Source organism: Oscillatoria nigro-viridis PCC 7112 (genome assembly GCF_000317475.1).
Lineage (GTDB): Bacteria > Cyanobacteriota > Cyanobacteriia > Cyanobacteriales > Microcoleaceae > Microcoleus > Microcoleus nigroviridis.
The window spans coordinates 1,745,056-1,758,172 of record NC_019729.1; the positions used below are offsets into that span (position 1 = coordinate 1,745,056).

Annotated in this window: 11 protein-coding genes and 1 other RNA gene; 4 read left to right on the forward strand and 8 right to left on the reverse strand. The window is 46.8% G+C overall.

The window, feature by feature from the left end; genetic code table 11:
- Window positions 1-373: 373 nt before the first annotated feature.
- Both ssrA and OSC7112_RS07495 read right to left on the reverse strand, forming a co-directional pair.
- Window positions 374-764: a transfer-messenger RNA gene (gene ssrA, locus OSC7112_RS35425) on the reverse strand.
- Window positions 765-1,182: 418 nt separating this feature from the next.
- Entirely contained in the window at window positions 1,183-2,958 is a 1,776-nt protein-coding gene (locus OSC7112_RS07495) for a serine/threonine protein kinase (protein WP_015175341.1), read from the reverse strand.
- 277 nt (window positions 2,959-3,235) lie between these two features.
- Here OSC7112_RS07495 and OSC7112_RS07500 point away from each other — a divergent pair, with 277 nt between their 5' ends.
- Window positions 3,236-4,345, forward strand: coding sequence for a Fic family protein (locus tag OSC7112_RS07500; protein ID WP_223300861.1), 1,110 nt, complete (start codon window positions 3,236-3,238; stop codon window positions 4,343-4,345).
- Between the two features lie 31 nt (window positions 4,346-4,376).
- On the opposite strand, the gene OSC7112_RS07505 is transcribed toward OSC7112_RS07500, so the two are convergent.
- From OSC7112_RS07505 to OSC7112_RS07525, 5 genes are all read right to left on the reverse strand, one after another.
- Window positions 4,377-4,664, reverse strand: a complete 288-nt coding sequence (locus OSC7112_RS07505) for a hypothetical protein (protein WP_015175343.1) — start codon at window positions 4,662-4,664, stop codon at window positions 4,377-4,379.
- A gap of 139 nt (window positions 4,665-4,803) precedes the next feature.
- The gene (locus OSC7112_RS07510; RefSeq protein WP_015175344.1) at window positions 4,804-5,331 is read right to left on the reverse strand and encodes a GNAT family N-acetyltransferase; all 528 of its coding nucleotides are present in this window, start codon (window positions 5,329-5,331) and stop codon (window positions 4,804-4,806) included.
- A gap of 42 nt (window positions 5,332-5,373) precedes the next feature.
- The gene (locus tag OSC7112_RS07515; RefSeq protein ID WP_015175345.1) at window positions 5,374-7,275 is read right to left on the reverse strand and encodes an ArnT family glycosyltransferase; all 1,902 of its coding nucleotides are present in this window, start codon (window positions 7,273-7,275) and stop codon (window positions 5,374-5,376) included.
- Window positions 7,276-7,388: 113 nt separating this feature from the next.
- On the reverse strand, window positions 7,389-8,630 hold the full coding sequence (locus tag OSC7112_RS07520) for an RNA-guided endonuclease InsQ/TnpB family protein (RefSeq protein ID WP_015175346.1): 1,242 nt from the start codon (window positions 8,628-8,630) through the stop codon (window positions 7,389-7,391).
- 292 nt (window positions 8,631-8,922) lie between these two features.
- Window positions 8,923-9,501 carry a hypothetical protein gene (locus OSC7112_RS07525; RefSeq protein ID WP_015175347.1) on the reverse strand — a complete coding sequence of 193 codons (579 nt, stop codon included), beginning with the start codon at window positions 9,499-9,501 and terminating at the stop codon, window positions 8,923-8,925.
- Window positions 9,502-9,863: 362 nt separating this feature from the next.
- Here OSC7112_RS07525 and OSC7112_RS07530 point away from each other — a divergent pair, with 362 nt between their 5' ends.
- Both OSC7112_RS07530 and OSC7112_RS07535 read left to right on the forward strand, forming a co-directional pair.
- Window positions 9,864-10,196, forward strand: a complete 333-nt coding sequence (locus OSC7112_RS07530; protein ID WP_015175348.1) for a DUF565 domain-containing protein — start codon at window positions 9,864-9,866, stop codon at window positions 10,194-10,196.
- A 312-nt stretch (window positions 10,197-10,508) separates the two neighbouring features.
- Window positions 10,509-11,645 carry a glycerate kinase gene (locus OSC7112_RS07535; protein WP_015175350.1) on the forward strand — a complete coding sequence of 379 codons (1,137 nt, stop codon included), beginning with the start codon at window positions 10,509-10,511 and terminating at the stop codon, window positions 11,643-11,645.
- 190 nt (window positions 11,646-11,835) lie between these two features.
- Here OSC7112_RS07535 and OSC7112_RS07540 read toward each other — a convergent pair whose 3' ends face one another.
- Window positions 11,836-12,201, reverse strand: coding sequence for a hypothetical protein (locus OSC7112_RS07540; protein WP_015175351.1), 366 nt, complete (start codon window positions 12,199-12,201; stop codon window positions 11,836-11,838).
- A gap of 327 nt (window positions 12,202-12,528) precedes the next feature.
- Here OSC7112_RS07540 and OSC7112_RS07545 point away from each other — a divergent pair, with 327 nt between their 5' ends.
- On the forward strand, window positions 12,529-13,056 hold the full coding sequence (locus OSC7112_RS07545) for an orange carotenoid protein N-terminal domain-containing protein (RefSeq protein WP_015175352.1): 528 nt from the start codon (window positions 12,529-12,531) through the stop codon (window positions 13,054-13,056).
- The last annotated feature ends 61 nt before the right edge of the window (window positions 13,057-13,117 follow it).

The window sequence follows — 13,117 nt, forward strand, 5'->3', positions numbered from 1 at the left end:
AAAGATTTTTAATGCTTTACCGCCTAATAGTATATCGCCCGACAGGCTCCAAGAACGCACAGACAGGGTGAAGTTCTAATTATATGAGCCTGCAGCGTAGCTAATGAGTTCGTAAATTATGGTTGGCTGTTGACGGTTGACGGTTGACGGTTGACGCTTGCAAGGCGGTGAGGACGCAAATTGAAAAACGACCAGCAAATATTTCAGTCCCCTCGCGGGGAAAAGGTAGAGCACTGGACGGATTTTGACACGGATACACGGATGAGTTGAGCTATCTGAGCCAAACAAAAAGGCAGAGATTTAAATCTCTGCCCTTTTAATGCTTTAAAGTAACTTTCAAATGGTTTAAACCATTGATTTTACGTCACTTCTCTTATGGAACTGGGCAGAATCGAACTGCCGTCCAAAGCGGGTATTTACCTTCCGATCGTTCACAGGTTTATCCCCTCTGATCCTCGGGGCGGGAACCATTTTTATCCCAAATGGGGGGATTTTCTAGTGATTGCTTTCCTAGCTAGCCGACTAGAAACGTTTAGCTAGGGCATCCGTTGGGGGTTGTTATGCTACCGTTAACGGAGTTAGGCTGCATACACTCTAAACCGGGCTTAAGAAGTTTTTAGGCTACAGCGACGGCTTTGCGAGCGAAAGGAACGATGTTGTTCGCATTTACTTTTTTGTTTGAGCCGGTATTAGCGAGAGGAGACTCACTCTCGACCTGCATCACGGAGCAGCTTTCGCCACCCTGTCGAAACCATTACAGCCCCTCGTGTGTTCTTTAATCATAGACAATATTTCGTGTTGCGTCAAGTCAAGCGATTGTAGATTTTAGATTTTGGATTTTCGATTTTGGCACAAAGCTGAGTCGGGAATATTTACATCTTGCACCATTTTTTTGAACAGGCTGTCCGGCATGTTCCACAAGAGTTGAGTTTTCCTGTGGGGTGGGCCGAAGAGCCCGCCCAGGTTTATTGACAGTGGTCAAAAATGTCAGCGCTGCCAAGTTTAATGCAAGTTGTCGTCCCAGACGCCGATGTAAATCCGATCGTCAAGTCGATTTTAGATTTTAGATTTTAGATTTTCGATTGGGGATTAAAGAAACCGGGTTTTTTGCTGTTTTTGCGTGCTGTAACGCCTCTTCTCAGGTAAAAACCCGGTTTCTGACCACCCGTGCGTAATTCCTAATTAATGCAAGTTCTCGTCCCAGACGCCGATGTAAATCCGATCGCGCTCATTGCGTTCGATCGTCCCTTCCAGCGAACCCTTCCTAAACGTAAACCGATTGCTCCGGCGCTGCTGCACGTCGCCCAAGCCTTGCAAAATCTCCCGGCTGGCACCGCCCACCATCCCGTTTAAGGCGGTTCGCACCACCAAATCGTCCACCGACTGGGCAAAAGAACCCTCTGTTTGTACTAGCTGGCCCGAATCGCGATCGTAAATGTAGCCGAGAGTAATCCGATTTGGCAATATTTCGTAAAGTGCGGTGCGAGTATTCGGCCAATAGCCCCGGGCTTGAGAGTCAGTCGGTTCTCCCAATTGGGATAAAATCTGACTTTCCGGCGTACCAACCGCAAATCCAGGGATTGTGGGAGTCTTCTGATAATTGGTTCCCGGTTCTTCGGGGCTGGGTGCGGGCGATCGATCTGGCGGCAACTCTTTGTCAACAAGTTTTTCTGTTGGTGTGGGTTCGACAGCCTCGGGAGTTGGCGCTGGTGTTGGAGTTGGCGCTGGTGTCGGAGTTGGCGCTGGTGCTGGAGTTTCAGCAGCCGGCGCTGGAGTTTCTCTGGGAGTCGGCGGAGTTTCTCTGGGAGTCGGCGGAGTTTCTCTGGGAGTCGGGGCTGGCGTTGGTGTCGGCGCGGGAATTGGTGTGGAGTTCACGCGCGCTTCTGGAACTGCTGGGGCCGAAGTGCGATCGTCCCGGGCCACCGGTGCGGGTTCCGAAGACGGCCGGTTGAGGAAAACCCTAGCAATACCGACCAAACCTGCAACAAGAAGTGCGATCGCCACGAACCCCAAAATCCACCAAACCTTGCGGTTGTTGTCCCCAGAAGACACCCGTGCCGGCGCTGTTCTGGAACCCGCAGGCGACTGAGGCCCGTGTCCCGGAATCACCGCTACCGTCGGCCCGGTGCTCGGCGACGCTGCACCCCCCTGCCCCTGCAGCAGCGACAGCCACTCATCCACGCTAGCAGGGCGATTTTGAGCTTCTACCGTCATCCCCCGCATCACCGCAGAGCTGACAGCCGCACTTAGCTGAGGCCGCAAGTCGCGGGGTGAAGGCATCGGTTGGCTTGTACGCAAAATTGCAGCCACCGGCACCTGTGCTGTCAGTAAAGTGTAAAGCGTCGCCGCCAGACCGTAAACATCTGTGGCGGGAGTATATTTTCCTTGGGCGAAATACTGTTCTGGGGGCGCGTAGCCGTCGGACACCATATTAGTGTGACTTTGGGTTGCACCAGGAGTAAACTCGCGGGCAATGCCAAAATCAATCAGCACGACTTCCTGAGTACCTTGGCGCAAAAGAATGTTTTGCGGCTTGACATCTCGGTGCAGCAAACCCTTTTGATGAACAACTTTTAAAGCAGCGCCAATTTGAGTTATGTAGAGAATAGCGAGTTCTTCTGGCAGCGGCCGATTTGGGAATACGACATCGCCCAAATTTTGACCCGGAACGTAGTCCATCACCATGTAAGGCTGCCCGTCTTCGACAAAGAAATCGCTGACGCGGACAATATTCGGATGAACGCAGGAAGCCAACCGCCTCGCTTCGTCTTGAAACTTGCGATCGAACTCAGCAAAATTGGGTTGCTGCCGCAGAGATTCGTTGAGGGTTTTAATGACTACAGGCTGTCCTAAATAGCGGTGATTTGCCCTGAAAGTAATCCCAAAGCCGCCGCGTCCCAGTTCTTGTTCGAGGGTGTACTTTCCACCCTGTAAAGTTTTGCCGATTAGCGCATCCATAGGTTCAGGCGATCGCGTACCAGATAATATCGCTGATTATGGCACGTCTAGTGGGCGATCGCCTGGATTCCATCATTGTATTGAGCCAACCTCCGTAGTGTTAGGTTGCATTCTAAGCCCCTAGATGTAGCGCATAGTTTTCCTGGGGGGGGTGACAACAATATGCTTATTAACGAAAAGAAGTTAGTTTTGATAATATAGCGTTGAAGAGTATTCAGTATTAACGGAACCGATAACAATGGTCATTGGGACTAGAGCAGGTCAATATGTGGAACAGATGGCAGGCTACAAAGCCTTTATACCTAATCCGCTGCCACCCACACCTGAAATTATTATGGATCAGGAAATGTGGCATCTGCTGTCTCAGGCAGATCGTGCATTGGGTCGGCTAGATGGAGCAACCGATGCTCTACCAAATCCCGATCTCTTTGTGTTTATGTATGTTCGGAAAGAAGCAGTTCTATCGAGCCAAATTGAAGGTACACAAACATCTTTGATAGATGTCCTAGAATTTGAATCTCAAGCTTTGGAACCGGAAAATCCTCAAGAGGTAGCTGAAGTTGTAAATTATATCGCTGCTATTAACTATGGTCTTGAACGGCTCAAGAGTCTCCCTGTATCTTTGCGATTAATTCGAGAAATTCACAAAGAGTTAATGCAAGGGGTCAGAGGTGCTGAGCGTGCTCCAGGAGAGTTTCGCCACACCCAGAATTGGATTGGTGCAGGACGATGTTCGTTGGCTGAGGCTACTTATGTTCCTCCTCCACCCTATGAAATGCTCCAATCTCTAGATAATTTGGAGAAGTTTTTGCATAGTCCACAACCTATACCTACCTTGATTAAAGTGGGATTGGCTCATGCTCAGTTTGAAACAATTCACCCTTTTCTCGATGGTAATGGAAGAACAGGGCGATTATTAATTACGTTTCTGCTGTGTGAACAAAATATACTACAACGCCCATTACTCTACATCTCTTACTATTTCAAGAAATATCGCTCTGAATACTACGATCGTCTTCAGGCTGTTAGGGAAAGTGGCAACTGGGAAGCTTGGCTGAAATTTTTTCTGCGTGGTGTTTACGAAGTGGCTCAGGAAGCTGCCGCTACTGCCCGCAAAATAGTCAACTTAAAAGAAGAACATCGCCAATTGGTACTCAACGCAATGGGTCGTAGATCGGGTAATGCGATCGCATTGCTTGAGAGTCTTTATTTCAGACCAATCTTTACGGTAGAACATACTGCAGCAATTACAAGTTTGTCATATCCCAACGCCAACGCCTTAATTAAGGCTCTTAGTAATATAGGTCTTCTGGAAGAAATCACTGGGCAAAAACGTAATCGAGCATTTTCTTATGCTCCATATCTAGCTGTTTTCCGGGATTCCTAGCAACAAATACAGCTCAACTATATGACAGTATTCACATAAATAGCTCGCTCTTTCTCGAACCGCCTGTCTCGTCGGATCGCCGATCGACATCTTGAGCCTCCATCATTGCATTGATGTGGGTAAAGATGCGATCTAATTCCCCAATGCCGTCTAGTTCCGCTACCTCTTCTGCCATGAGTCGATCTGCCTTCTTCTTCTCTAACAAATTTTCCCTGCGCTGTTGCAGCGATTCACTAAATTTGAACAACTTCCACCGATCGACTTTTTCAATGCAAATTTCATGGATTAACGAGGAGGATTTGTTGAGAATTGAAACCATTGTAGGCTCCGAGCTTTGGGTTTTAGGTAATGACTGGATTATAGCTTTTATTCAATCTGCCAGATTTAATGCTCCAACCGAGAACCTTCAAATTACCGCCAAAACCCTTAGCCAAACGGCAGCCAAACGGCGTTAAAGTTCAAGTCGGATGATATTCATCCCTGGTTATTTGCCATCGCCATATCTTGCCTTCTTCAGGATCGCCCACCTCTGCAATGAACTTCATTCCCACTTTTTGCAACACTCTATTCGAGGCATTTTTTTCAGCTAAAGTGTGGGCGATGACTGCTTTCACCTCCTCGTGAGCGAAAGCATAATCGATCATTCCCTGTACCACTTCAGTTGCAAATCCGCGATTCCAATATTCGGAAGCAATTTCATAACCTATCTCTACAGTCCCCGACTCATCAGGTGAGCCTTTGAAACCTCCATTGCCGACAAGCACTTCATTTTTTGGATGAATAAAGAAGTAGCTGTGCCAGTCAGTTGGAGGCGGATTGGATTCGCAAGATTCGTCAGCAGGGATGGAAAATGCTTCCGGGAAATGAGGCCAGCTATTAGGCACTACGACATTTAAAATTGCTGCAAGCTCGCTTTTATTGCGTAAAAAAGCTTCTACGTGAATCCTTTCGACGGGAAGTAGTTGAAGATTGTTAGTTTCAATCATTTTTCTACCTTGTTTAACAAGTATGAGATCGCACTACAGGCACTAGCGAAACGCTTGTCTCAGAACCCTAGCGAGTTGGTAAGCGCCCCGACTGTCCAACAATTGATATTGATTTGGCTGCAATCCTAATTCCACAAATTTCTCGGGATATCCCAGCAACAAAATAGAGGGAGAAGTTGGGTTTTTAGACTCCTTAATGTAGTCGATCGCCTTTGTGACAGCTCGGTAGTAAGTCACCGGCCCTTGGGTATAAAAAACCAGACTTGGTTTCCAGAAACCAACCATAATAAACTCTTCCCCTGGCAGTTTTTGTTGCACCGCAACCTGCGCTAACTGTCTCAGAGGTAACTGGCGGTTGATATCAACCACTTTGTAGGCTGGAGTAAGACCAAAGATAATAAATGCTACTAACCCGATGAGGTTAGCAACCACAATCCAGCGTTGTTGCCGCTTCCAGAGTAAAAGTGCGATCGCCACCGCTGTAGTTATCCAAATCGTACCGCCGACAATCAGCAATCCCGACTGCTGAATTGCTTGGGGAAAATTGGGCATTGCCGGGTCGTCTCCCAGCCAGTTGTAGCAGTAGAAAGTTGCTCCGGCTATCATTAATAAAAATACGACATTGAAAATGTATGTAACTAACAGCCCTCGCGGTAAAGAATTAGGTTTTTTTTCTAACTTTATCTGCCTGTTTTGTGGTTCGTTGCCTGCAATAATATCGCTCCACAGCAGCGTTACCAAAATCGCAGCGGCGGGGATTAAAGGCAATACATAACTCGGCAATTTGGTCACGGCGATCGTAAAAAAGCCAAAGATGCAGGCGAACCAAAAGAGGGCAAATAAACTCAACTGAGCCGATCGCGGTTGACGGCGCCAGTAACTGCGCTGCCAAAAACGGGTGCGGGCGATCGCCACCGGCAAATAAATCGACCAAGGTGCAAAACCAACTAGCACTACAAAAAAGTAAAAATACCGAGGTGCCGAGTGCTTGTTGACTACTCCAGTAAAACGCTGGAAATTGTGATAGCCGAAAAAACTGTCAATATAAGTTTGACCGTTGGCTAAAATAACCAAAATGTACCAAGGCAGGGCGATCGCCAGAATAATCAAGATTCCCGACACCGGGCGCATTTCGCGCCAAAGTTGCCGAAAATTTCCCAAATAAAGCCCGAAGCTGCCAACAATCAGCGCTGGCACGACAATTCCCACCGGCCCCTTAGCCAGAATTGCTAAGGCAATTAGTACGTAAAAAGTCAGATACCACTTATTGGGAAATCGGGAAGCGGAAACGGTAGAAAATTCGGCTTTTTCTCTCTGTTCTTCTAGAGTGTAACCGAGGAAAAAGGCGAGTAGTGCCGAACACATACAGCCGACTAATAGCATATCTGAAACGCCAGTCCGTCCCCAGGCAATAGTGTGGGGGTTTAAAGCTATTAGGGCAGCACCAATCCAAGGAGTAGAAAGAAAGATTGGGAGACGGCGAGTTTTGAGTTTTGAGTTGTTATTCTCTGTTTCTTCTTCCTCCTTCCTTCTTCCTTCTTCCTCCTTCCTTCTTCCTTCTTCCTTCGATAGGGTATAAAATCCGAGGCAAGTCAGACCGATCGCGCACAAGGCCGACGGAAGACGCACGGCCAATTCGTTAACGCCTAGAGTGCGGTAAGCCACCGCCATCAGCCAGTAAATCAACGGCGGCTTGTCAAACCTGGTTTCGCCGTTGAAATAAGGAGTGATCCAATCTCCTGTCACCGTCATTTGACGGGCGGCTTCGGCAAACAACGGTTCGGTTTCGTCAACTAAACCGATGTTGCCGAGATTCCACAAGAAACCTACCCAGGCGATCGCGAACAGCCACAACAGTGACAGCAGCTTTGGTGCGATCCTCTTCGAGGGCTTCGCTAACGGGCGATTTCTAAACTCTGACAAACTTTTAATAACTTCCTTCACCCAAACTTCCTGCGATTTTAGATTTAAAATTTTAGCTCGCTTGACGTACTTCCCGGCATGAATGCGCGGGGATTCTCAAAAGACTTTACGAGGCAGGCTTTCATCCGTGTCTCCTAACCTTTCTTCCTGTCTCGTCGATTCTTAACTAGACTGTTGCCAGTCCCCGTCAGACCATCTCCACAGGCATTTTCTTTAATGTCCAAGAAGCGTCCCTCCTCGGACAATCCGCGATTACGGATCACTTGAGCTGCTGCTACATCTCTATGGGTTGTGTATCCACACTCACGGCAATGATGAACTCGTTCTTCAAGTTCTTTTCTGCCGGTGTGAGTATCGCACTGTGGGCATACTTGCGAAGTGAAATCTTTATTCACCTTGTCAAAATACACGCCACGTTTCCAGCATACCCATTGCAAGATCGATATAAATTGACCAAATCCAGCATCAAGCGTGTGCTTTGAAAACATCCCTTTCGCCCAAACCCTAAAATCGATATCTTCAACAAATATCATTCCAGCTTGGTCGCACAGATGATTAGCCAGTTTGAATTGCCAATCTTTTCTAGTGTTTGTAATGTGTTGATGTAACGCAGCTATTTTTTTATTTAGTTTGTGACGGTTGTTCGACCCTTTCTTTTTGTTTTTTAACCTGCGTTGCAGCAATTTAAGCTGGCGGTGCTTGGTTTGGAAAAACTTGGGTCTAGCAACTAATTTACCATCCGATGTTGCTAAGAATTGGTCTAGTCCCAAATCTATCCCTACTGGATGACCAGAAGGCACAGGTAATGGTACATTAACATCACATTCCAGCGCAAGCATCATGAAGTAACCTGTTGCTTTGCTGACTATTCGAGCCTGTTTCACAACAAACCCATCAGGAATCTCCCGTGATTTGACATACTTTATCCATCCCAACTGAGGCAACTTGATTTGATTGCCTTTTAGTAATTGACCTTTTCCCAATTGAGGATAAACAAACGACCGAAGTCTATATCTGTTCTTAAATCTAGGGAAACCCATCCCTTTACGCTTCATGTCAACAAATGCTGTTTCAAGCTTTCTCAAAACCTGTTGCAGAACTTGAGCATTTACAGTCGCAAGTTCGGGATACTGTTTTTTCGCCCGGGTCAAAGACTTGGCCTGCTCAAAGTAGTTGGGGTAGGGAGTATCTGACCGAATGATGTATTCTGATGTGATTGAACAAGCATTAACTGGACACTTTCGAGAATTGAGCCAATCTTTGCGTTCGCGCAAGGCAAAATTCCATACTTTTCGACACACATTTATCGTGTGTTCCATCTTCTGTACTTGCTCATGCGTGGGCGCTAGCTTGTACTCGTAAGTTATAGTTAACACGCGATCGATCACCTCCTACAAAATTCTACTGTTTTTTGTAGGAGGTGTCAAAAAAGAGCTAAAAATGTTTGTGGCTTTGACTTGCAGCTTAAAAGCTGCCACTAGCTTTCATCCCCGGTCTGAAAGACCGGGGTTCTCAGCATATTCTCTATAGAGACTCTACCGAAAGATTCGCATTCTCGAAACTCCCAATTCGAGCGAATCGGGTCAAACTCACATCGCCGCACCATTCTCAACAAGACCGTATCAACCGGCTTTCTCTACCAAAATCTCGGCACCTGCAGCTAAGCGTTCACGGCTGCAAAATTAATTGCCATTCTCCGGCTGTGCTGTTCCAAGCCGGCGAGGCTGTCTCCCCGGCGACGTAAGGCCCCCAGTAGTGGCGAGAACCATCCTGAGCAAAAACCACTAAAATGTCTCCCCGTTTGACTTGTAACTTGCCCTCCGGCAGCGATAGCATCAGTCCCTTGTCGCCACCTTCTCCGGGCGCAAAATCCCAGTGCGCGGGTTTGCCGTAGGATTCCTTGGCTTGCCGTTTCGACAGCAGGGCCACTCGCACTGGGTGTTCGCTGCGGTTGCTGACGCGCAGACTGCCGGCGGCTTTAGTATTTGCAGGAATTGAGGAAAGCAATTCCTCCTCTGGATCTGGGGGGGTTGGTGTTGAGTCGGGTTTGGGCTCGCTGGCGGTGTCTGCTGAAGCTGTCGCGACTGAGGAAACGGGGGGTAGTGGGGGGAGTGCGGTGGCTTGTGAGGGCCAATCGCTCGACTGATTTGAACCGTTGGAGATAGTGATTTCAAAACGCCCTAGAAACATTCCTGTAATTAGGACGATCGACACTCCAATTACGATCTGGTAAATTTTAAGATTCATAGATTTTAGGCTTAAAGGATAGACTGCACCCGCAATGAGTCTTAACTATTTTTAATGTAAAACCAGGGGCTGCTGTGCCACAAGAGACAGTTACACTTAAATTTCTTGAGCGTTCTCGGCTATAAGTTGCCGATCGCTTAATACCATCTTAGATGTTAAATTTGAGATTTTAGATGGCGACATACTGACTCCGGTAAGGATTTGGAGTTGGTCGGGCCGGGCATTTGTTGACTCATCGGTATAGCTTTTAAAACCAGTTGAAAAAAAGAGTGCCACTCTATGCCCGTACTCCCAACCCCAATAGTCATCAGTAATTCCCCATCTCCAATCTCTAATCTCAAATCTCAAATGGTAGAACTTTTATGCAGAATACCCGAATTAACCGATTGATTGATGTTCTGGGCGATCGCTTCCGAGGCTGGCTGAGCAATCCTTGGCGGCGGATTTCGCTGCTGATAATTAGCCTGCTGTTCGGCACTTTTTTGGGAACAGCTATTTCGACGATCGCCGGACAATCTGCAGACTGGGATATTATCGCAGCCGGGCTGTTGGTGTTGTTGACCGAGTTCGCGAACAGGCTGGTTTACGGTAGCCTGCGGTCTGACGACCGTTCTTTCTGGGTGCAGATGCTCAATGCTCTGAAAATTGGTCTGACTTACAATTTATTTGTGGAGGCTTTTAAACTGGGATCTTAAAAAATGCTCAAATATTTGTTGGTTGTAAATAGTATTTATATAAACCTACGCTTAAAAAAATTTGAATCTGTAGTGCCGAGTTTAATGTCAGTCGATTTGAGATTTTAGACTTCGGGCTGGGCCCTCAGTCGAAGGAGTTTAGATTTGAGATGTATTCCACAGATGAATTTGGGATTTTGAACTGGGGTCGAAATTTGGGATCTCTCCACGACAGGCGTTGGGGTTTGTATCCGTTTTGGGTGGGGTCAAATATTTGTCAATTGCAGATAATATTTGTACAAAACCCGCCCCCGCATAGAGAGTTTTTAGGATATGGATCGATCGACTGTAACCCCTGTTGAAATTTTACATCGGTGGCAAGCCGGCGATCGCCCGACCGCTTCCGACTTCCATCACCTGGCTTTGTGGGAACTTGCGGATGATTTGCGAGCGCGCGCTTTTGGGATTACTCCTGACAGTGTAGCCGATGTTGTCCGCTGCAAAACCGATTTATTCTTTTCTCTTCTTGACGAACTGCATACTTTCCCGCTAAAGTCAACTGTTTTCCTCGAAACTTTGTGGAATCTTTGGCTGCCGCTGGCCTTGCAATTATCGGCTGCCAAACAAAGTTTAAACCGTCCTTTAATTCAAGGAATTTTAGGAGGGCAAGGAACGGGAAAAACTACTTTATGCCAAGTTTTGAGGCTGATTCTGGGAAAATTGGGATATTCTACTGTCAGTCTTTCTTTAGACGATCTTTACAAGACTTATGCCGATCGCCAACAACTCCAAAAAGCCGACCCGCGTTTAATTTGGCGCGGCCCCCCCGGCACTCACGATATTGACTTGGGAATCGCAGTTTTAGACAAGTTGCGCGGTGATCGAACTCGCAATTTAGCAGCAGTTGACAATCCCAAATCTGATGCGCTACAACCGGATATAATTAAAAATATAGAAATTCCCAGGTTTGACAAATCTGCCTGGGGAGGTGCAGGAGATAGAAGTCAACCAGAAATTATTTCCGGTGCGGATATTGTACTTTTTGAAGGTTGGTTTGTCGGCGTCAATCCTGTGGTTGATGCCAAATTGAACGAGTTTTTGGCTGCTGCACCGTTTCCGATTTCCACAGAAAGCGACTGTCAGTTTGCGCGGGATATGAATGCGAAGCTGCACGACTATCTGCCGCTGTGGAACCGATTAGATCGGTTGATGGTTTTGTATCCCCAAGATTATCGCATTTCTCAAGTCTGGCGCAATCAGGCGGAACGGGAAATGATGGCGGCGGGGAAGTCGGGAATGTCAGAGGCCGAAATTAATCGGTTTGTCGAATATTTCTGGAAAGCGCTGCATCCCGAGTTATTTATTAAGTCGATGGTGGAGGGCGATCGCGTGGATTTGGTAATTGAAGTTTTGAGCGATCGCACTGTCGGAAAAATTTGTCTGGCGATCGACTTAAATTTAAGCGATTAGAGAGACTTAAATTTAACGCTTTAAGGACACAACCTTGTTGTGTCCGTACTGTATTGCAGCTTATCGTGCACTCACTTGAAAATTCAGGACGTATGCAAAAAGTGGCTTGACGCGCGAATTATAGGGGTAAGGCGCGCCACAAGCACTCTACAATACAGAGGTTGTCCGTCGAGGATGGAGAATTTCTAAATTAACTTCCCGGAGTACCAAGATCGATCGCTTTCTGCATCACATCGTCGGTAACTTCGCCCGGTGTACCTGCAGGCGTAATGTCCTGAGCCATCGAACGAAAATCATCGGGATTGCCGCTTGTATCTGCCGGCTTTGCGATATCTTTAGAAGCGGGAATAGGAAATTTAGGTGCAGTTGCAGCGGCGGCAGCTTGAGCGCCGGCACCCGTGCGATCGATGTCACTAACGCTGAATTCTTTTGAAGCTTCGTAGTCTGCTGATACATCAACGGTCGGCAACTTTTGTTCTCCAGCTTCCGCGCTTTCAGTGATTTGCTGAGCGTCAAAGCTTTCAGTGTTATTTGGTTCTGTATTGATTTGAGACATAGCCGACTCCTTGCTAGTTTTATTTAACAATTAACTGTATTTATTGTGATTCCATTTCGTTACTTTTTCATCTACCCGTAGATGTATCGCTGGCTTCTATCTCAAGGCTGATTTATTCTAATGTGGCTGGTCAACATTACACGAGTTTACGAAACTAATGCAACTATATGCAAGCTCCAAACCCATAAATACTAAGCCATTCCCCATTGTTTAATCTAAAATCTAAAATCTAAAATCTAAAATCGTATTACCTCTCGGGGATGGTGACGGGCAATTACAAATGTTGATATTTATATATTCTGGAAGCATTTTTAAGGAATTTTGTTTATGAACTCACCCGCCGCGACCAATCCTCACTCTCTCTCCAACGACACTCAAAACATAGTTCAGGCAATCAACGGGTTGGGTACAGATGAAAAGCTGGCGCTGCTCTACTTTGTTTATGAAAAAATGGGAGATTCAATTACACCAGCAGCTCCCGCCGCCGCCGAACCGCAATTAGCTCCCGTGCTGCTCGATGATTTTTACAAGCTTTCTCACGACGAACAACTGAATATAATGCGAGGTATTGTCAACCGCGACGACACGCCGTATTCTCACGCTTACGGAGCTTTAACTGCTAACAATCAGTTGCTGGTTTGGTATGCTTGGGCTATTGGTATGGGGGAAAGAATTGTCGATATCCCTGAAGGATATGAGGCAACAGAGGCTGTCAATGGTCTGTTGGATAAAATTGAAGGTCTTGATTTTGAACAGCAAATTTCGGTGCTGCGCGACGTAGCTAATAATATGGGCTACACCGATGTTAAACCAATTGCTACTCAGGCTCAAGTAGGGAAAACTTCTAGTCTGTAGATAAGAGTCTGCTTTTGCAACCTATCCTGCACAAACTCTCCTCCTAGCAGAGAGGGACTCA

Bases quoted from the DNA above. Each gene is read 5' to 3' on its own strand.
- OSC7112_RS07505 (WP_015175343.1), bottom strand. From the start codon at position 4,664: ATGGTTTCAATTCTCAACAAATCCTCCTCGTTAATCCATGAAATTTGC.
- OSC7112_RS07545 (WP_015175352.1), top strand. From the start codon at position 12,529: ATGAACTCACCCGCCGCGACCAATCCTCACTCTCTCTCCAACGACACT.
- OSC7112_RS07495 (WP_015175341.1), bottom strand. From the start codon at position 2,958: ATGGATGCGCTAATCGGCAAAACTTTACAGGGTGGAAAGTACACCCTC.
- OSC7112_RS07500 (WP_223300861.1), top strand. From the start codon at position 3,236: ATGGCAGGCTACAAAGCCTTTATACCTAATCCGCTGCCACCCACACCT.
- OSC7112_RS07535 (WP_015175350.1), top strand. From the start codon at position 10,509: ATGGATCGATCGACTGTAACCCCTGTTGAAATTTTACATCGGTGGCAA.
- OSC7112_RS07525 (WP_015175347.1), bottom strand. From the start codon at position 9,501: ATGAATCTTAAAATTTACCAGATCGTAATTGGAGTGTCGATCGTCCTA.
- OSC7112_RS07510 (WP_015175344.1), bottom strand. From the start codon at position 5,331: ATGATTGAAACTAACAATCTTCAACTACTTCCCGTCGAAAGGATTCAC.
- OSC7112_RS07530 (WP_015175348.1), top strand. From the start codon at position 9,864: ATGCAGAATACCCGAATTAACCGATTGATTGATGTTCTGGGCGATCGC.
- OSC7112_RS07540 (WP_015175351.1), bottom strand. From the start codon at position 12,201: ATGTCTCAAATCAATACAGAACCAAATAACACTGAAAGCTTTGACGCT.